Annotated in this window: 20 protein-coding genes; 5 read left to right on the top strand and 15 right to left on the bottom strand. The window is 44.4% G+C overall.

The window, feature by feature from the left end:
- The first annotated feature begins 250 nt into the window (after nucleotides 1–250).
- Nucleotides 251–658, top strand: coding sequence for an H-NS family histone-like protein (locus tag OH463_RS02245; RefSeq protein WP_005450770.1), 408 nt, complete (start codon nucleotides 251–253; stop codon nucleotides 656–658).
- A 135-nt stretch (nucleotides 659–793) separates the two neighbouring features.
- Here the strand turns inward: OH463_RS02245 and OH463_RS02240 are convergent, their stop codons facing one another.
- Together OH463_RS02240 and OH463_RS02235 are read right to left on the bottom strand one after the other, a co-directional pair.
- Nucleotides 794–2,098 carry an inosine/guanosine kinase gene (locus OH463_RS02240; RefSeq protein ID WP_005450773.1) on the bottom strand — a complete coding sequence of 435 codons (1,305 nt, stop codon included), beginning with the start codon at nucleotides 2,096–2,098 and terminating at the stop codon, nucleotides 794–796.
- 117 nt (nucleotides 2,099–2,215) lie between these two features.
- Nucleotides 2,216–2,485, bottom strand: coding sequence for a hypothetical protein (locus OH463_RS02235; protein WP_005450775.1), 270 nt, complete (start codon nucleotides 2,483–2,485; stop codon nucleotides 2,216–2,218).
- A gap of 190 nt (nucleotides 2,486–2,675) precedes the next feature.
- Here OH463_RS02235 and mnmA point away from each other — a divergent pair, with 190 nt between their 5' ends.
- The 3 genes from mnmA to purB all read left to right on the top strand — a co-directional run bounded on the left by mnmA (nucleotide 2,676) and on the right by purB (nucleotide 5,970).
- Nucleotides 2,676–3,818, top strand: a complete 1,143-nt coding sequence (gene mnmA / locus OH463_RS02230) for a tRNA 2-thiouridine(34) synthase MnmA (protein WP_005450776.1) — start codon at nucleotides 2,676–2,678, stop codon at nucleotides 3,816–3,818.
- Between the two features lie 10 nt (nucleotides 3,819–3,828).
- Nucleotides 3,829–4,446, top strand: a complete 618-nt coding sequence (gene hflD / locus OH463_RS02225; protein ID WP_005450778.1) for a high frequency lysogenization protein HflD — start codon at nucleotides 3,829–3,831, stop codon at nucleotides 4,444–4,446.
- 153 nt (nucleotides 4,447–4,599) lie between these two features.
- The gene (purB, locus tag OH463_RS02220) at nucleotides 4,600–5,970 is read left to right on the top strand and encodes an adenylosuccinate lyase (protein WP_005378198.1); all 1,371 of its coding nucleotides are present in this window, start codon (nucleotides 4,600–4,602) and stop codon (nucleotides 5,968–5,970) included.
- 158 nt (nucleotides 5,971–6,128) lie between these two features.
- Here purB and OH463_RS02215 read toward each other — a convergent pair whose 3' ends face one another.
- From OH463_RS02215 to htpX, 9 genes are all read right to left on the bottom strand, one after another.
- Nucleotides 6,129–6,647 carry a DUF3833 domain-containing protein gene (locus OH463_RS02215; RefSeq protein WP_005450780.1) on the bottom strand — a complete coding sequence of 173 codons (519 nt, stop codon included), beginning with the start codon at nucleotides 6,645–6,647 and terminating at the stop codon, nucleotides 6,129–6,131.
- A gap of 14 nt (nucleotides 6,648–6,661) precedes the next feature.
- Nucleotides 6,662–7,255 (bottom strand): chalcone isomerase family protein, encoded by a 594-nt coding sequence (locus OH463_RS02210; RefSeq protein ID WP_017188200.1) that lies wholly within the window; start codon nucleotides 7,253–7,255, stop codon nucleotides 6,662–6,664.
- A complete protein-coding gene (locus tag OH463_RS02205; RefSeq protein WP_050903429.1) occupies nucleotides 7,215–7,727 on the bottom strand; it encodes a DUF2878 domain-containing protein in 513 nt (170 codons plus the stop codon). Before OH463_RS02205 ends, OH463_RS02210 begins: the two co-directional genes overlap by 41 nt.
- Nucleotides 7,728–7,733: 6 nt before the next feature.
- Complete coding sequence (locus OH463_RS02200) at nucleotides 7,734–8,990, bottom strand: SAM-dependent methyltransferase (protein ID WP_269990416.1); 1,257 nt, start codon at nucleotides 8,988–8,990, stop codon at nucleotides 7,734–7,736.
- Entirely contained in the window at nucleotides 8,984–9,805 is an 822-nt protein-coding gene (locus OH463_RS02195; RefSeq protein WP_269990414.1) for a DUF1365 domain-containing protein, read from the bottom strand. Before OH463_RS02195 ends, OH463_RS02200 begins: the two co-directional genes overlap by 7 nt.
- A gap of 1 nt (nucleotide 9,806) precedes the next feature.
- Nucleotides 9,807–11,117, bottom strand: a complete 1,311-nt coding sequence (locus OH463_RS02190) for an NAD(P)/FAD-dependent oxidoreductase (RefSeq protein ID WP_269990413.1) — start codon at nucleotides 11,115–11,117, stop codon at nucleotides 9,807–9,809.
- 12 nt (nucleotides 11,118–11,129) lie between these two features.
- Nucleotides 11,130–11,855 carry an SDR family oxidoreductase gene (locus OH463_RS02185; protein WP_017819149.1) on the bottom strand — a complete coding sequence of 242 codons (726 nt, stop codon included), beginning with the start codon at nucleotides 11,853–11,855 and terminating at the stop codon, nucleotides 11,130–11,132.
- A complete protein-coding gene (locus tag OH463_RS02180; RefSeq protein ID WP_005450787.1) occupies nucleotides 11,852–12,271 on the bottom strand; it encodes a nuclear transport factor 2 family protein in 420 nt (139 codons plus the stop codon). Before OH463_RS02180 ends, OH463_RS02185 begins: the two co-directional genes overlap by 4 nt.
- A gap of 228 nt (nucleotides 12,272–12,499) precedes the next feature.
- Nucleotides 12,500–13,369, bottom strand: a complete 870-nt coding sequence (gene htpX, locus OH463_RS02175; RefSeq protein ID WP_269990411.1) for a protease HtpX — start codon at nucleotides 13,367–13,369, stop codon at nucleotides 12,500–12,502.
- Between the two features lie 636 nt (nucleotides 13,370–14,005).
- Between htpX and OH463_RS02170 the strand changes: the two genes are divergently transcribed.
- Nucleotides 14,006–14,173, top strand: a complete 168-nt coding sequence (locus OH463_RS02170; protein ID WP_005450789.1) for a hypothetical protein — start codon at nucleotides 14,006–14,008, stop codon at nucleotides 14,171–14,173.
- A 94-nt stretch (nucleotides 14,174–14,267) separates the two neighbouring features.
- On the opposite strand, the gene bioD is transcribed toward OH463_RS02170, so the two are convergent.
- The 4 genes from bioD to bioB are packed head-to-tail and all read right to left on the bottom strand — an operon-like array spanning nucleotide 14,268 to nucleotide 17,959.
- On the bottom strand, nucleotides 14,268–14,951 hold the full coding sequence (bioD, locus tag OH463_RS02165) for a dethiobiotin synthase (RefSeq protein ID WP_269990409.1): 684 nt from the start codon (nucleotides 14,949–14,951) through the stop codon (nucleotides 14,268–14,270).
- A complete protein-coding gene (bioC, locus tag OH463_RS02160; RefSeq protein WP_269990407.1) occupies nucleotides 14,948–15,769 on the bottom strand; it encodes a malonyl-ACP O-methyltransferase BioC in 822 nt (273 codons plus the stop codon). Before bioC ends, bioD begins: the two co-directional genes overlap by 4 nt.
- Nucleotides 15,769–16,920 (bottom strand): 8-amino-7-oxononanoate synthase, encoded by a 1,152-nt coding sequence (gene bioF, locus OH463_RS02155; RefSeq protein ID WP_269990406.1) that lies wholly within the window; start codon nucleotides 16,918–16,920, stop codon nucleotides 15,769–15,771. The genes bioC and bioF overlap by 1 nt, the downstream gene beginning before the upstream one ends.
- Nucleotides 16,907–17,959 carry a biotin synthase BioB gene (bioB, locus tag OH463_RS02150; RefSeq protein ID WP_053052674.1) on the bottom strand — a complete coding sequence of 351 codons (1,053 nt, stop codon included), beginning with the start codon at nucleotides 17,957–17,959 and terminating at the stop codon, nucleotides 16,907–16,909. The genes bioF and bioB overlap by 14 nt, the downstream gene beginning before the upstream one ends.
- Between the last annotated feature and the right edge of the window lie 35 nt (nucleotides 17,960–17,994).

The following is a 17,994-nucleotide window of genomic DNA, read 5'->3' as shown; positions in this document are numbered from 1 at the left end:
GATCGAGAAAAAGACCGTATCTATTAAGTAAAAATTGTCTGAAGTGGCTAATTAAATTTCAAATTGATTAATTAATATTGTTAGAACCCGAAAAAACTAAAGAAATTTAATCTAAATCATGAATTAGCATTTGCACATATCAGAAAGATAAAGTTAAATATAAGGACTCTATGTTTATTTCTAGATTCACATTTAATTTATCTTATCGATAAGCGATGTAGAATCTTTTAACCTATTAATAGGAATCGTCATGTCAGAGCTGACTAAAACACTTCTAAATATCCGTAGCCTTCGTGCATTTTCTCGTGAGCTGACTCTAGAACAATTGGAAGAAGCTCTAGATAAACTAACTATCGTTGTTCAAGAGCGTCAAGAAGCAGAAGAAGCAGACCGCGCAGCACAAGCTGAGCAAGAAGCTAAGCTGGCTGCTATCGCTGAGCAAATCGCTCAAGACGGTATCGATGTTGAAGCGCTAATTAGTGCACTTGCTGGTGAAACAAAAACTAAAGCAAAAACTAAACGTGCCCCTCGCCCTGCTAAATACAAATACACTGACGTAAGCGGTGAAGAGAAAACTTGGACAGGTCAAGGTCGTACACCTTCTGCAATCCAAGAGCAACTAGATGCAGGCAAATCTCTAGATGATTTCCTAATCTAAGAATAGATTTATGAAATTTTAAAAAGGTTCCCTATGGGAGCCTTTTTTATTTGTCTGTAAATAGATACAAAAATGGCGCATTTTGAATGCGCCATTTTTGCGTATGTGAGAAGTTGGTTAATTCAACAGAATCTATTAACGTTCCCAGTATGCTTCTTCTAAACTATCTTCGCGCTCAGGAAGACCACGAGAAAGACGTGGTGAATGCTGCACTAACACTTCGTAACTCGCGCGGTTTGCGTATTTACAAACTTGAGAGAACGAAGAGTAGGTTAAATACTCATTGCTGTGCTTGCTAGAGTTAGGCACATTTTCTTTGTGGTATTTATTTGCAGCCATATCGTGAAGTACTGCTGACAATGCTGCATCACCTGCACCATTAGTATTTTTAATTTTTTCTGGACCACCCATGTATGGGGAGATATGTGAATATACTTTGATCGCATTTTCACATGAGTCTTTCTTTGCAGGTCGGCTAAATTCAAAACGGTTGAATTCGGCAATAGAACCAGGAAGCAGCGGCAACGACGTTTCGCGCTTCGCGCTTTCTTCTGTATAACCCGCCATAAATAGACCAACAGGACCTGCTGTACATAACACAAGGTCAGCCCACTCAAGCGTCTTATCCGACGCCGCTAGCGGATCAGATTCGCCCGTTAGCGCTTCCGCTTCGTCTTCATTCATTGCAACAACGGATACATTGTCACGAATAAATTCTTGCCAGAATGTTGGGTCATCTTGAATAACAAATTTAGTTCCTAGTGTTAGTACCACAGGAACATCATGTTTCTTCGCGTATTCAATTGCACGCATCGTTGCTTCCGGCATTGGGTCGCCTTCTTTACAACGAACTAGGTAAGCAGTCAGTACTAACGCAGACGCGCTCTTGAAGATTTTCTCAGGGATGTTGTCCGGATGAAGTTGGTTCATTTGACCTTCGCTGATTGCGAAAGTACGTTCACCATCTTCTGTAATCAGAGCGAAACAGCGACCGATGGCACCTTCAACACCTTGTAAGTAGTTCAGGTCCATACGGCTAGAGGTGTTACATAGGTAGCGGTAACCGTAGCTACCAATTTTGATGTCCTGACTCATTACACCCAAAAGCGTTGAACGGTCATCCGCTAACACAGAATAGTTGTGTAGCGTGTTACCAATTGTGCCACCAGCATACTCATTGGTAATTAAACATTCTTCTTTTAGCTGTTGGTATAGCGCTTCTGCAGTCGCGTCATCAATTACCAACGAGTGTCCTTTACTCAAACCGTACTTTTCAATCACATCCGTTGTAACTTTCGCTTCAATATCAACCAGCGTTTGGTCAATGCCGATGATGTGAGTGCGCGTCATCTTTTTGCTTTCTTGTGCTTGGCTCACCAATGGGTCACGAGCATGAACAGGAAAATAGTGCTTCGATTTGCGTTGTCCAGGAAATTTCATATTGTTAGTCTGAGTAAGGGGATGAAAAGGAGAACGGATTCTATACCGCCGTCATTAAAGCAGCAATAAAGGCAATTATAGCAAACGTTTGCAGTCCGCTTTTTTCTTTCAATCGCCCTATTCGCCTTCCATGAAACCAAGATCTGGCAGTTGTTCGAGGTGTTCACTGTAACGCTTAAGGTCGAACTCCCCACCATTCTTCATTACGTCAAAAATCTCAATAGACATAGCACACGCCATCATCGCCACCGCATCTTCACGTGGTGTGCCTGTCATCATTAGACGCATCAGCGTTTCTTTCACCTTAAGTGGATTACCATCTTCAAGTTGATTTTCAACAATTTCAATCAACTCAGCTTCTTGCATAAATTGGTTTTCTTCAGTCATTTGATTTTTCCTCTTGGATTTTTGCCAACTATGCCATATATAACCCTTCTATACTTATCGAATTTAATACTCACGTTCGCATTTGGATAAATTTAAGCCAAAATCGAAGTGTGATTTCGATCTCGGATCTGTCACCGGTCAGTGGATTCTGGTAGAATCTGCGTCCCGTTAATTTTAGTGGTGTTTAGTAATGTCTGATAACAGCCAAAAGAAAGTCATCGTCGGTATGTCCGGCGGCGTTGATTCATCTGTTTCTGCGTATCTTCTAAAGCAACAAGGCTACCAAGTAGAAGGCCTGTTCATGAAGAACTGGGAAGAAGATGACAACGAAGAATATTGTACAGCAGCAGAAGATCTTGCTGATGCGCAGGCAGTATGTGACAAGCTAGGCATCCACCTACACACTATCAACTTTGCTGCTGAATACTGGGATAATGTATTTGAATACTTCCTTGCGGAATACAAAGCAGGTCGTACACCAAACCCAGACATTCTTTGTAACAAAGAAATCAAATTCAAAGCATTTCTAGAATTTGCGGATGAAGTGCTTGATGCAGATTACATCGCAATGGGTCACTATGTGCGTCGTTCTTTCCCAGAAGACGCTTTACCTGGTGAAGAACAGGAAAAACCACAAATGCTACGTGGTCTAGATGGCAACAAAGACCAGAGCTACTTCCTATACACATTAAGCCACGAGCAGATTGCACGTAGCCTATTCCCTGTTGGTGATTTAGAGAAGCCAGAAGTGCGCCGTATCGCAGAAGAGCAAGACCTGATCACAGCGAAGAAGAAAGATTCTACCGGTATCTGTTTCATCGGTGAACGTAAGTTTACGGAATTCCTAGGTCGTTACCTTCCTGCTCAACCGGGTAATATCGAAACGCCAGAAGGCGAAGTGATCGGTCAGCATCAAGGTTTGATGTACCACACATTAGGTCAACGCAAAGGTCTTCATATCGGTGGTCGTAAAGGCGGTGGCGGTAACGAAGACCCATGGTTTGTTGGTGAGAAAGATCTAGAACGTAACGTTTTGATTGCGGTTCAAGGTAAAGACCACCCAATGCTGAAATCAGAAGGTCTACTTGCATCACAACTTCACTGGGTAGATCGTGAGCCAATTCGCGATGTTATGAAGTGCACAGTGAAAACTCGTTACCGTCAGGAAGATATTCCTTGTACAATCATCCCTATCGATGATGAAAACATTAAAGTGATCTTTGACGAGCCACAAATTGCTGTAACGCCAGGTCAATCAGCCGTGTTCTATAAAGATGACGTGTGCCTTGGTGGCGGCATCATCGAGCAACGCATTAAATATTCTCAAGCTTAGGAGTCGTTACGTGGCGAATACACTTTATGACCGTACTATCGCTTTTGCAGGTATCTGCCAAGCTGTTGCTTTGGTTCAACAGGTAGCGAGAGACGGACATTGTGATCAAGATGCCTTTGAAACGTCAATTAACGCCATTTTGAATACTAGCCCAGCCAACACCATCGGTGTTTTCGGTCGCGAAGCCGACCTTAAGCTGGGTCTTGAATGCTTGGTGAAAGGGATTGATAGCACCCCATCTGGAAGTGAAGTCACTCGCTACATCATCAGCCTAATGGCATTAGAGCGCAAGCTATCGGGTCGTAACGATGCAATGTCACAACTTGGTGACCGCATTCAAATGGCTCAGCGTCAAACGGAACATTTTGAATTGCTAGATGATCAAATGATCAGCAACCTAGCGAGCATTTACTTGGATGTAGTCAGCCCTATTGGTCCTCGTATTCAAGTAACTGGTACTCCATCTGTACTGCAACAAACCGCTAACCAGCACAAAGTTCGTGCGTTGTTGTTATCGGGTATTCGTAGCGCAGTACTCTGGCGTCAAGTTGGCGGTAAACGTCGCCACCTGATCTTCGGACGCAAGAAGATGGTAGAGCAAGCACAAATCCTTCTTGCTCGAATGTAATAAGGTATCAAGTAAGCAGCTCGCGTTTATCGCGAGCTCATTTTTTTCGATCAAAACAAATCTCGCGCAAACGTTTGCGCAATATTCGTGACAATTGCCACAGTTATTGGTATAAAGCTCACGAAATTTAGAAACCCAATTCAGGAGAACATCATGGAACTGTCAGCATTGACTGCTGTTTCACCAGTAGACGGCCGTTACGGAAGCAAGACAATTGCGTTACGCGAAATTTTCAGTGAATACGGTCTACTAAAGTACCGTACTATCGTTGAAATCCGCTGGCTACAAAAGCTTGCTGCTACTGCTGAAATTGCAGAAGTGCCAGCGTTTAGCGCAGAAGCAAACCAATTCCTAGACGACCTTGCTGCAAACTTCTCTGAAGAAGATGCACGCCGAATCAAAGAGATCGAGCGTACAACTAACCACGACGTTAAAGCGGTTGAGTACTTCCTAAAAGAGAAAGTAGCAGACGTTCCTGAACTGCACGCAGTAAACGAGTTCTTCCACTTTGCATGTACTTCTGAAGACATCAACAACACTTCACACGCTCTTATGCTTAAAGAAGCGCGTGAGAACGTGATTCTTCCAGAAATCCGTAACCTAATCGACGCTATCAAAGCGCTAGCAGTGGAATACCGCGACATTCCTCTTCTATCTCGTACACACGGTCAGCCAGCTTCTCCATCAACAATGGGTAAAGAAATGGCAAACGTGGCGTACCGTATGGAGCGTCAATTCAAGCAAATCGAAAACGTTGAGATCCTAGCGAAAATCAACGGTGCAGTAGGTAACTACAACGCACACCTTTCTGCTTACCCAGAGCTAGATTGGCACAAGTTCTCTGAAGAGTTCATCACAGAGTCTCTAGGCGTAACTTGGAACCCTTACACAACTCAGATCGAACCGCACGATTACATCGCTGAACTGTTCGACGCTATCGCTCGTTTCAACACTATCCTGATTGACTTCGACCGTGACGTTTGGGGTTACATCGCACTAGGTCACTTCAAGCAAAAAACCATTGCTGGTGAGATTGGCTCTTCAACAATGCCTCACAAAGTTAACCCAATCGACTTTGAAAACTCAGAAGGTAACCTAGGTCTTGCGAACGCTGTATTCGGTCACCTAGCACAGAAACTACCTATCTCTCGTTGGCAACGTGACCTAACTGACTCAACAGTTCTACGTAACCTTGGTGTTGGTGTTGGCTACGCAATTATCGCTTACACTTCTACGCTTAAAGGCATCAGCAAGCTAGAAGTAAACCGCGAAGCACTTCTTGCTGAACTAGACAAGAACTGGGAAGTACTTGCAGAACCAGTACAAACAGTAATGCGTCGTTACGGCATCGAGAAGCCTTACGAGAAACTAAAAGAACTGACTCGTGGTAAGCGTGTAGATGGTGAAGCAATGCGTAACTTCATCGACGGTCTTGAGCTTCCTGAGCACGAGAAAGCGCGACTTAAAGAGATGACACCAGCGAACTACATCGGTCAAGCAATTGAGTTGACAGACAAGCTGTAAGAGAATCGAATGATAAAGAGGGTTGACGTGAAAGCGTCAACCCTTTCTTTATTTTAGGGGGAACGAACTACACCCTATGCAGCGCAGTGATTCGGAATAATGGATAAGGCTCTATTCATGAAGCGAAGCGTTCTCGAAGACCAGCATTACCAGCAATTTTATTGCCTCTGAAAAAACAGAGTAATCGTCCCTACTTCGATCCCAAACTTCTTGATCTTAGTGAGATTAAACACGTGCATTTCGTCTTGGCGGTAGAGCCAGTCATCAAATGAAACCGTGATAGTTGAATCATCCATTTTTAGCTCAAAATCGTACTGCCATTGCAGAGCGTTTCCTACCTCTTTGCCCGTAGCGACACCAATAATATCATCCGCTTTCCCCTGATAAGTACCGTCTGCAAGTTTGGTAATGACCCAGATTCGCTGGTCAAGTTCACCATCGTCAAAGACAAAGTCTTCCACCAGCGTTAACTCATTGCCTTCAACCGTTCCAACAATATCGACTTCAAAGCGGCGAGTTTGCTTCTCGGTGTAATCTTGAACCATCCCCCACGCTTTGACATCGCCTTCAAAGTAGCCAAATAGATCAAAAGCCGGTGAGGACGCCTGGTAATTATCTATGTCAGCTGAACATGCGCCGAGTAACGTTGCAGCAGCGACAACCGATGTTTTGATCATTCGTTTTATTATTTTCACTGCCTCACCTGCCCGATCAGTTGTTTACGAAGTTTTGGGAATTCCGTCTGTGGTGATAACCAAATTGAAAGAAAGGCATCATTGAGGCGCTCATCATTCACATAACCAACCGTCTGGTAAGGTTTACTGCCTGCTTGACGATAAATCAGTTGACCATTTTTACCATCGGTAAGGTAGGTAAGCTCATCGCCTTTCTTGATGTCAGGAAACATAGTGTTCAATTCAGAAATCCACTGCTGGCGATAAGCCTGAGTAAAACCCAGCTTTTGCCATTGTTCGTCGGTCACATCAAGTAGCTGGTCTCTACTGATATCGCGCTGATAGTTAATCTCGAGAGCAAATGGATGGGGAGAAATATCACCGGACACCATATATATGCCCTCAGGCGCTTTTAAGCGAGATTTATAGATATCAAACACGAACCAAGTGAGCTGCGCTTCGCCGACAGTTTGCCATTGCTGCCAATCGCTATTTGTTACTCCGTTTGTACTCGTCACACTTTGCGCTTGCAAAGGCACCGCACAGAATAGGGAGGCGACTATTACACTGCTAGTCAGTTTCCGTTTCCAATTTATCTTCCAACTTTTCATTTCCGTACACCTTGAGTATCAATAGCATCATCAAACACCATTCAACGAACAAAATCGCTAGTGTCGCGCTAACGCTGAAACCAAACTCGACAGCCTCAAGCTTACAACCGGCAAAGTAGCTGGCTGTGCCTCCGAGACCACCTACTATTGATACGTAAATTTTGGGGAAACGGTACAAAATTGACTTAAGTTGATAAGCGTACCAAGAGAACAGAACCCACAAACATGTAAGCCATAAGGGTAACCACGTGGTCGGAAATATAAAGACAGAAAATTGCTTATTGAGTGTGTCTAGCACCAAACCCACAAAGACAACCATTGCGATACGTTTGAGAGCGGAGGGCTCCACTCTCCAACAATGTACTATGGTCAGCAATGTAAGTATTAAGGTCAGCGACTGCCACTGATAGGTTCCAAGCACAGCTAAAAACCAGCATAGTTGGAACCAAGTTGACGCTAAAAACACTTTCATGACGAACTACGGACGCTGAAACGTCATATGAACCGCACTGATCGTGCGAGCTAGAAACCCACCTTCACAGTAACTTAGATAGTATCGCCACATACGTACAAAGCGATCATCGTAACCAAACGCACGCACGTCATGCTCTGATTGATTAAAGCGGTGGTGCCATTCGTTAAGCGTCTTGGCGTAATCCAACCCAATATCAAACAAGTCTCGCGTCACCAAGTCACTGTGTTTAGTTGTTGCTTGGGTGAGTGACGTTACCGAAGGTAAAAAGCCGCCGGGGAAAATGTACTTCTGAATGAAGTCGACATTGTTGCTGTAGTAATCGTAACGCTGATCGGCAATAGTAATCGCTTGGATAGCCATCAAACCACCCGGCTTTAGCAGGGACTCACACTTCTTGATATAAGAAGGTAAAAATTGCTTACCCACGGCTTCTATCATCTCAATAGAAACAAGCTTGTCATAAGACCCCGTTAAGTTTCGGTAATCTTCTTTGAGCAAGGTAATTTTGTCGGTCAAACCACGCTCATTTATCTTCTGTTCTGCGTAGGCATACTGTTCTTCAGAAATGGTTGTCGTGGTCACTCGACAGCCATACTGCTCAGCCATATAAATCGCCATTGCGCCCCAACCGGTACCAATTTCAATGACATGGTCGCTAGGTTTAAGCTCAAGTTGTTGACACAGGCGTTCCATCTTATTGATTTGCGCCAGCTCTAATGAGTCATCCACTTGGTTGTACAGGGCCGACGAGTACAGCATATTCGTATCAAGAAATGCTTCATACAAATTGTTGCCTAAATCGTAATGAGCGTGAATGTTTTTGCGCGAATTTTCTTGCGAATTGCGATTGGTCCAATGACTGACCTTATATAACAGCCTCGTTATCCAGCTGCCCTGCTCTTCAAGCTTATCCAGCGCTCGCATGTTAAGCGCCATTAGCTTCATCAATGCTGTCAGATCTGGACTATCCCACCACCCATCCATATAGGCTTCACCCGCAGCGATACTGCCGCCCTGTAGAATTCGGGAGTAGAACCCCGGATGCTTAACTTCAATAGTTGCAGCAACGGGTTCTCCGTTATGCTCACCATTGGGCGTCGAAAAACGCTCGCTACGCTCAGTCGTTTCTGTCTTGAAGCTCTCAATGACCGTTAAGCATCCAATCTCCATCTTTTGCAGACACTGGAAAAGAACTCCACGGGCCGCTCTTTGCGTTGTTGTTAATTCACGCGGCATTGCGATAGAAGTTGTATTTAACATGCAGAGTTCTCCTTATGCTTATTATTTTTCTTGTCTTCACCCACATGGTTTGCTTCGCTCTTACTGGATTGAGCATATTTTGGATGTGAGTAAAAAGGTGCGCCTTTAATCCACAATTTCAGCGCGTGCCAATAAATACCAACCATTACTTTTACCGTTTGAATCGGCGTAACGATCAAGCATTTCAACAAGGTATTACTTGAAAAGGGCTTGGCTTTCATAGCCATAGTCGCATCAAAATGTTTTTCGTCTTTATGGCATTCCAAATGAATATTCAGCTTGTCTGTTAAAGGTTTTATTTTCCATCGGTACAGTTGGTCGATTGGGTTGAAAGGAGAAACATGAAATGCTTTGTTCTGCTCCCACCCAAACTCTTCATCTTGCTCGTCCGCTGCTAACGCATAATAATGACGTTCATTCCAAGGTGTGTTGCTCACCTCTGCTAGAAGGTACTTCCATTCCCCTTCTTTGTTATAAACGTAGTAGAAATTGACCGGACTGAAATAGAGCCCTAGATAACGTAAGTGACAAACCGCTATCACTTTACCGGTCAAACGAACACCAGCTAGCGCTTCCAGTTTGTCTTGAACCGCAGATTTTACGCACCCTTTTCCACCAATATAATCACTGCGCTTAAAACGTGCCCAATGCCACCATCGCGAACCAAAGCCCCATACTTTTTTCTCTAACGCTTCGAGCTCGTCCACGTCGATGGCTGGCATAAATAGTGAGTAATTCAACTCATGCTTTATAGGCGTAAAGCGACGGTGACGGACGTTGCCTATAAATAATCTGCTGTTCATCTGACTATCCATGTCATGCCGCGCCTTTTTCAAAAGGAACCACATTTTGCTCGCGGTACTTTTCTTCTAGCCCTTGAACAACATCGAGTGCGCTACGGACACCATCTTCATGGAAACCGTTGTACCAATAAGCACCGCAGAACCATGTGCCTTGTATACCTTGCACTTCGTCTTTACGTTGCTGTGCAGCGATAGACTCCGTCGTAAACACAGGGTGATGATAAGTGAATGAGCGTAGGATTTTGCTTGGGTCGATTTGTTCCGTACTGTTCAAAGTGACACAGAAAGTATGCTCAGACTGGACATGCTGAAGGATATTCATGTTGTAAGTAAGCGAAGGAAGTCGTTGCTGCTCATCTTCACTGCCTTCTAGCAGATAATTCCATGACGCCCACGCTGCCTTACGTTTTGGGAGTAAACGGGTGTCTGTGTGCAGTACAACCTCGTTTGCTTGATAGGTCATATCCCCTAGAATTTCCTGCTCGGTTTGGCTGATATCTCCTAGCATTCTCATTGCTTGATCACTGTGACAAGCGAAGATAACGTCATCAAACCAATGTGTTTCTCCATGAACCTGAACACCTACGCCATTTTCAGTTCGGATAACTTTCTCTACAGGGCTGTTTAGACGAATATCATTGGCATAGCCTTTCGTTAGAGGCGTAATGTAAGAGCGAGAGCCACCTTTAACCACGTACCATTGTGGGCGATTTGTAATATCCAACAAACCGTGGTTGAGGAAGAAGCGTAAGAAAAACATAAGCGGGAATGCACGCATATCCGCTAGTGTCGACGACCAAATTGCAGCGCCCATCGGCAAGATGTAGCTGTCGGTAAAGAAAGCACTGAATTTGTGCTCATCCAGAAACGCTCCCAACGTCTGGTTATTAGTTAACTGTTCATTGGCAAAGCTTTTAGCCAGTTTGTTGAAGCGAAGGATTTCAAAAATAAAACGATAGAACTTTGGATTTGCCCAATTTCGTTTTTGAGCAAACAATGTCGATACAGTGTGTCCGTTGTATTCCAATCCATTACCATCGTTTCTGACGCTGAAGCTCATCTGAGTAGGAATGCCTTCAACGCCAATCTCATCCATCATTTCTATGAAGTTTGGGTATGTGCGATCGTTGTATACGATAAACCCAGTGTCGATTGCATACTCTTTACCATCAAGACTGACATCAACAGTCGCCGTATGACCACCAACGTAATCATTCGCTTCAAACAACGTCACGTCATGTTCTTTATGTAAGTAATAGCCACATGTGAGACCAGATATCCCTGTACCTACGATGGCGATTTTTTTTCTTCCTGCCGTATTCATGATTCTTCCTTCTTATGATGCGAGTTTTGAGGTAAGCCGAGCTTGCCAGCTATACGGAAGCAACGAGATAAAACGCAGAACACCGGTGAATCTCGCCGGGAAATAAATATGGCTTTTGTTTGCATCCAACTGTTTTCGAATCGCAGCTGAAGCCTGATTGACAGAAACAATCATCGGCATGTCAAACGTGTTTTTGTCAGTAAGTGGCGTTTCGACAAAGCCAGGGAACACCGTCACCACTTTGATACCTTTCTTCTTCAAATCGACGGCTAGCGTACGTGCAAAGTAACTGACGGCTGCTTTTGAAGCGCCGTAGGCTTCAGCACGAGGCAATGCGACCTCTGACGCGATTGACCCGACAATTACAACACGATGCCCACGTTCAAATTGCCCCTGACACGCTTCGACACAATTGGCCACACCAACGACGTTAACGTTCATAACACGCGCCATGAGTTGCGCATCAACAATGCCATCATCCATGTATTCACAGTCACCGGCATTGAAAATCCAAGTTTCAGGGATAAACGGCAGTTGAGAGAGAGCTTGAATTGTTTCATCGTACTGAGTCACGTCGAAGCGTAAAGTCGACATGTTGGTTGAACCTTTTTCTAGCTCAGCCAATACAGCTTCGTTACGACCACATGCAATCACTTTCCAACCTTCATTGGCATAATCCAAGGCGAGCTGTTTGCCAATGCCTGAAGTTGCCCCGGTGATAAGTACTGAGCCACTCATTGCCCTAACCTCTGTTTAATGGTTTTGACGACAGAACCTAGGAGCGGTAGGTTCTCGTAGAGCATTTCGCCCAAATCAAAATAATCACGATGATAAATGACTTGCCCTTCACAAAACTTAAGGTGGGATACACCATTTACAGATATCGGCGCACCCTTTTGAAGCTTAGGATGTTGTAAATCCATCGTCCAAGTGAGAAACCCAGTTTCTCCGACTTGTTGATGGTCATGGATAACGAAGTCACAGCGAATGACATTGGTGTATAAGGACTGAAAGTAATCGGAAAGTGCAGGCCACCCTTCTAATCGATGGGCTGCATCTTCAAACACCACATCTCGGTGGTAAACCCCTTCAAGCAAATGCAAGTTTGCTTTACTCAACTTCTGATATATGTTGCCAACTGACTGAATGTCCATTCCTTTGCTCCTATACCACATCAAAAGTTGTACAAAAATATCATATGTACAAGATAGACTAATCATGAAAAGTTGTACAAAAATATTTTTGTATAACTTTGTTTCTGAACAGTGATACGTGATGAAGTACAGCAGAGATCAACAGACACAAAAAAAGGCTTGGTTAAAAAACCAAGCCTTTTCAAAATTTTAACTAGCAGTAAGTTGAACTGTTAGCTTACAACGTGATTAGTATTGTTGGCTACGTAGCGCTGCAATACGTTTATCTAACGGTGGGTGGCTCATTAGAAGTTCTGTCATCGAGCGCTTACCGTTAATACCAAATGCCATCATAGTGCCATCTAGTTGAGATTCGTGGCTCATCTTCAAGCGCTCTAGTGCTGCGATCATCTTCTCTTTACCGACTAATTGAGCAGCCCCTGCGTCTGCGTAGAATTCACGATGGCGGCTGTACCACATGGTTAAGAAACTTGCTAGGAACCCGAATACCAGTTCAAGTACCATAGATACACCAAAGTAAACCATCATGTTGGTACCTTGACCTTCCTCATCATCGTTAGAAGCAACAATATTTGCGATAAAGCGAGATAGGAAGATAACAAACGTATTCACCACGCCTTGCATTAGCGTCATCGTTACCATGTCACCATTAGCGATGTGGCTAACTTCGTGCGCCAATACCGCTTCTGCTTCATCACGGGTCATGTTGTGTAGCAGACCGGTAGAAACTGCAACCAATGAATCGTCGCGTTTTGCACCCGTTGCGAATGCGTTGATGTCCGCAGAGTCATAAATTGCAACAGTTGGCATACCAATGCCAGCTTGCTGAGCTTGACGTCCAACCGTTTCAAGAAGCCAATGCTCTGTTTCGTTACGAGGACTTTCGATGACCATGCCACCCACAGAACGCAGTGCCATGCCCTTAGACATCATTAACGAAATAAATGCGCCACCAAAACCAAATACAGCAGCCATCACAAGTAGACCAGATAGACTGCCTGGTTGCATTCCAGTTACAGCGTAAACAATATTCAGAACAACACTAAGCACTAGCACAACAGCTAGGTTAGTTGCTAGGAATAACATAATTCGCTTCATTACTTTTCTCCGAGGAAGCTTATCGTTTTTTAAAACAGATGTTTTTAAACGGATTATTATATGGAACAGGTTTTTATAAGTAACAGAACGCTTGAAAAGCTGATTCCGCTTAGTTTCGTGCTCCGTTGCGTTATAGATATAGTCTATCCGCGATAAAAACAAGGTTAAGCAATAAATTGCAACATTTGTTTTCGAGACTGAAATAATATACCCAAGTAACCTCGAGATGCTAGGTTCAGCGAGAATGACTTGGTTTGTAGACGCGGCGACGATTTAAAGATCTAGTCACTCTAAATCAAGAATCGGCAACAAAGTATACAAGCCAAGACAACTCGCCCTTCGGGAGCGTGTCATTGCCTCGATTTCTGCGTCAAACAACTTGGAAAGAGCTGGCTATTACGCGGTGTTGTTTTCCTTGAACTCGAATCAATGACAACGCTCTGAATCCTGCATCTTGAAGTCACTTGGGTATACACACCTTTTTATACTCTTAAATCAGCACTTTAGACCGAGTATAGACTTTGGTCTTATTGTGCGACTATCTGTACGTGCTAGATTCGGGTTAGATGAACGAAACGGGGTTAGCTTTTAGGACAATTAAGCAGCTCCAAACTTCCATGTCTTGAGGGAAAAATCATGGTAGAAACTAACGACTATCAAATGGCTATCGATCTACTTTGTTGTCACCTGGGTATCTCAGAGGATGAGGCAAAGCAACAACTAGGTATTTCAACCGATGCTCAAATGTCAAAGCGCGTTGCAGAAACACAACAGGCGTTGATGGGGCTTAGCCAAGAGAAATAAACTGAACGTCGAATCTTACGATTAGACACAAAGGTTTACACGAAAAAAGGGCTGCATTTCGCAGCCCTTTTGGTTTTAACTAAAACCTTATTACTTATACGTTCAGCAACGGTTCAACGTTGATGTATTTGCCTAACTCTTTACGTTTAGCACTTGGGATGTACGGGATCTCACCGAGTTTTGGCGCGTCTAGACGTTCTTCCAACATATCGATGATTTCTGCATAGTGCTCTGTGCCCGGATTCACGCGATTTGCCACCCAGCCGACTAGATTTAAACCATCAGCTTTGATGATTTCAGCGGTGAGCAATGCATGGCTCAAACACCCCAGCTTAATACCTACAACCAATACGACAGGTAACTGCTCTTGCTGTACCCAAGTCGACAAGCTGTCTGTATCAGACACAGGCACACGCCAGCCACCAGCACCTTCCACTAGAACAATGTCAGATTGCTCTTTGTGTTGAGCCAATTTCTCGCTCAGTACTTCGTATTTAATTTCTACATGTTCATGTTTAGCGGCGATGTGAGGAGAAGCAGGTAATTCCATAGCGTATGGGTTTACATCGTCGTATGCGATATCGAGTGTCGCCGCTTTCTGCAGATGCAATGCATCCGAGTTACGCCAACCTTCCGCCGTCTTGTCGCTTCCTGCTGCCACTGGCTTGTAACCAATGGTGTTAAGCCCTTTTGCACCAAGTGCTTGCAAAATAGCTTTAGACGCTACCGTTTTTCCTACATCAGTATCCGTACCAGCAATAAAAAATGCATCAATCATTTAACTATGACTCCAAAACAAACCTGATAACTTGCAGGTAGAAGACCTTGATCGTTTCTAAATGCTTGGTACGCGCGCTCAACCTGCAACAAAGTGCGACGGCTCGTCAGACCATGTGAGCGCCCGCTTACGTGATTTGCACCAATGCCTTTGAGATCACGCATGACAGAAAACGCTGAATCGTACCAAACTGTGATGGGGGTCAAGTCTAGATGATGGTTGTGGCACCAAGATTGCGCTAACGCAATTTTTACCTGATTGTGGGTAATAAAGTTATTCACGTGTTGATATGTATCAATTTTTGACCAAGCCTCACGCAACTCATAAAGCGAGCCATCGACTAGCGTAGAGAAACACCCGCTTCCCCCCACTTTTAAGACACGACGTATTTCTCTTAATGGGTAACTCAAATCTGTACACCATTGTAAAGCCAAACTAGAAAACACGTAGTCGAAGCTTTCATCATCAAAAGGCAAGTTTTCAGCATCAGCCAACTGATAATGCATGTATTCTGAACCACAACGTTGCTTTGCTTTATCTAACATGGCTTGAGAAATGTCACCGCACACTACTTCTGCGCCCCGCTGCTGAAGAAGCTGAGAAAAGTAGCCAGTGCCACATCCTAAATCTAACACACGCTTGCCGGTTAAATTTGTAGGGAGCTTATTAAGTAACCGATGCCCAACGTCGCGTTGAAACGCTGCATGTTTATCGTATGTTTCTGCAGCTTTATCAAATGAAGAGGCAATCGCATCCTTATCTTGGTGAAAGCTCTCTAATGCGACCATTTGTGCTAAAGCGGAAGTTGCATTATCCATTACAGCGCTCCTAATGCTTGCTTCAATGCCATTGAAAGCGTTTTAACTTGTTCATTAGTATGATTAGCAGTAAGCGTAATTCGAAGACGAGACGTCCCTTTCGGTACCGTCGGAGGACGAATAGCCGTCACCCAAATACCGTTCTGACGACAAGCACCTGCAACTTGCAAAGCCAAATCAGATTCACCAATCAAAAACGGCTTAATCGATGTTTGAGTCTCAACAAAACCGTCAAGATCACTGAGATTGTCTCTATACACTTTCCCCAACTCTGTCAGTTTTTCACGCCGCCACGACTGCTCTTGAATCATCGAGACAGCATGCGTCAGCGCATAGGCTTGTGCTGGAGGTATCGCCGTAGAATACACATGGTGACGAGCAAATTGAGTTAAAAAATCCCCCGTTGCGCGATCACATAAAATGGCTGCACCAGACATTCCAACTGCTTTGCCGAAGGTCACGATCAATATCTCGGGCTTAACCGCCGCCAATTCACATGAGCCACCGCCAGATTCCCCGAGAACACCGATACCATGAGCGTCGTCTACAGCAAGCCATGCATCATGATTACTGGTGACATCAGCGATATCAGCAAGTGGGGCACAGTCACCGTCCATGCTGAACACCCCTTCGGTAACCACAAGATTGTTATCTTCAGCGCTTATGAGTGATGAAAGGTGCTCGATATCGTTATGTTTGAAGCGCTTCATTTTAGCTGGTGACAACACACCGGCCTCCATCAAAGAGGCATGGTTCAAACGGTCTTGGAGCAATACGTCTGATTTTTCTAGCAGAGTAAACAGCAGCGCTTGGTTAGCACTGAAACCAGAGCCAAATAGGATTGCCCTCTCGTAGCCCAGCCATTCAGTTAGCGCCGCCTCTAAATTGCCATGCGCCGCACTAAAACCCGTAACCATTGGAGAAGCACCGCTGCCACTGCCATATACGCTCAAGCCTTGCTGCCAAGCACGGACAAGTGCTTGGTCATTTGCCAAGCCCAAATAATCATTACTTGAGAAATTGATGTAACGTCTGCCTTCGTGCTCCAAAATTGATTGGTTACCAGCAAACACCACATTCATGGAACGACTCAGCCCTCGCGTTTTACGCTCAGCAAGAGCGGATTCGATACGAGATTTAAACGCTGGCATCGTAGAAAAGATCGTCTTTTGTCGGGCGAGCAGCAACGCGCTCTACGACGCGATCGAGTAGCTCGTTTTCTTCGATTTCATCAGGTTTTTGAGACACCTCTTGGCTGTTAATGCCAAGCTTCTTAAACAACATCATGTCTTTGTCTTCAGAAGGGTTTGGTGTAGTTAGAAGCTTGCAGCCATAAAAAACAGAGTTAGCGCCGGCCATAAAGCAAAGCGTTTGCATTTGTTCGTTCATGTTTTCACGACCAGCCGATAAACGGACTGCGGATTGAGGCATCATGATTCTGGCAATGGCGATCAAACGAATAAAATCGAACGGTTCAACGTCATCAACTTCTTCGAGTGGTGTGCCCTTCACCTTTACTAGCATGTTGATTGGTACACTTTCAGGATGCACTGGCAAGTTAGCCAATTCAACCAACAAACCTGCTCGGTCATGTGCACTTTCACCCATACCAATGATACCGCCAGAACAAATTTTCATACCTGCATCACGAACGTGAGAAAGCGTGTCTAAGCGGTCTTGGTAAGTACGTGTGGTAATGATGTTGCCATAGAACTCAGGTGAGGTATCGAGGTTATGGTTGTAGTAATCCAGACCTGCAGTAGCCAATTGCTTAGCTTGATCTGGCGTTAACATACCTAACGTCATACAGGTTTCTAACCCCATGTCTTTCACACCTTTGATCATATCGGTCAAATGTGGCATGTCGCGCTCTTTCGGGTTTTTCCACGCAGCCCCCATACAGAAGCGGGTCGAGCCAGCGTTTTTCGCTTTTTGTGCAGCGTCGAGCACACGCTCAACTTCCATCAAACGTTCTTTTTCAATGTCTGTGGTATAGCGAGCACTCTGAGGACAGTATTTACAATCTTCTGGACAAGCACCTGTCTTAATCGACAAAAGCGTGCTTACTTGAACATGGTTGGTTTTTTGATATTGACGATGAACAAGCTGCGCTTCGAATAGGAGATCCATGAATGGTTTTTCCATGAGATCGCGCACTTCAGCATGCGTCCAGTTATGACGAACTTCCACGTGTATTCCTTTAATCACTTTTTTGTTGTGTTGAC

This window comes from Vibrio sp. NFR (assembly GCF_027587095.1).
Lineage (GTDB): Bacteria > Pseudomonadota > Gammaproteobacteria > Enterobacterales > Vibrionaceae > Vibrio > Vibrio harveyi.
Note: the sequence above shows the minus strand (reverse complement) of the source record. Positions and strands in the feature narration are given on the sequence as shown.

Bases quoted from the DNA above. Each gene is read 5' to 3' on its own strand.
- OH463_RS02245 (WP_005450770.1), top strand. From the start codon at position 251: ATGTCAGAGCTGACTAAAACACTTCTAAATATCCGTAGCCTTCGTGCA.
- OH463_RS02240 (WP_005450773.1), bottom strand. From the start codon at position 2,098: ATGAAATTTCCTGGACAACGCAAATCGAAGCACTATTTTCCTGTTCAT.
- OH463_RS02235 (WP_005450775.1), bottom strand. From the start codon at position 2,485: ATGACTGAAGAAAACCAATTTATGCAAGAAGCTGAGTTGATTGAAATT.
- mnmA (WP_005450776.1), top strand. From the start codon at position 2,676: ATGTCTGATAACAGCCAAAAGAAAGTCATCGTCGGTATGTCCGGCGGC.
- purB (WP_005378198.1), top strand. From the start codon at position 4,600: ATGGAACTGTCAGCATTGACTGCTGTTTCACCAGTAGACGGCCGTTAC.
- OH463_RS02215 (WP_005450780.1), bottom strand. From the start codon at position 6,647: ATGATCAAAACATCGGTTGTCGCTGCTGCAACGTTACTCGGCGCATGT.
- OH463_RS02210 (WP_017188200.1), bottom strand. From the start codon at position 7,255: ATGAAAAGTTGGAAGATAAATTGGAAACGGAAACTGACTAGCAGTGTA.
- OH463_RS02205 (WP_050903429.1), bottom strand. From the start codon at position 7,727: ATGAAAGTGTTTTTAGCGTCAACTTGGTTCCAACTATGCTGGTTTTTA.
- OH463_RS02200 (WP_269990416.1), bottom strand. From the start codon at position 8,990: ATGTTAAATACAACTTCTATCGCAATGCCGCGTGAATTAACAACAACG.
- OH463_RS02195 (WP_269990414.1), bottom strand. From the start codon at position 9,805: ATGGATAGTCAGATGAACAGCAGATTATTTATAGGCAACGTCCGTCAC.
- OH463_RS02190 (WP_269990413.1), bottom strand. From the start codon at position 11,117: ATGAATACGGCAGGAAGAAAAAAAATCGCCATCGTAGGTACAGGGATA.
- OH463_RS02185 (WP_017819149.1), bottom strand. From the start codon at position 11,855: ATGAGTGGCTCAGTACTTATCACCGGGGCAACTTCAGGCATTGGCAAA.
- OH463_RS02180 (WP_005450787.1), bottom strand. From the start codon at position 12,271: ATGGACATTCAGTCAGTTGGCAACATATATCAGAAGTTGAGTAAAGCA.
- htpX (WP_269990411.1), bottom strand. From the start codon at position 13,369: ATGAAGCGAATTATGTTATTCCTAGCAACTAACCTAGCTGTTGTGCTA.
- OH463_RS02170 (WP_005450789.1), top strand. From the start codon at position 14,006: ATGGTAGAAACTAACGACTATCAAATGGCTATCGATCTACTTTGTTGT.
- bioD (WP_269990409.1), bottom strand. From the start codon at position 14,951: ATGATTGATGCATTTTTTATTGCTGGTACGGATACTGATGTAGGAAAA.
- bioC (WP_269990407.1), bottom strand. From the start codon at position 15,769: ATGGATAATGCAACTTCCGCTTTAGCACAAATGGTCGCATTAGAGAGC.
- bioF (WP_269990406.1), bottom strand. From the start codon at position 16,920: ATGCCAGCGTTTAAATCTCGTATCGAATCCGCTCTTGCTGAGCGTAAA.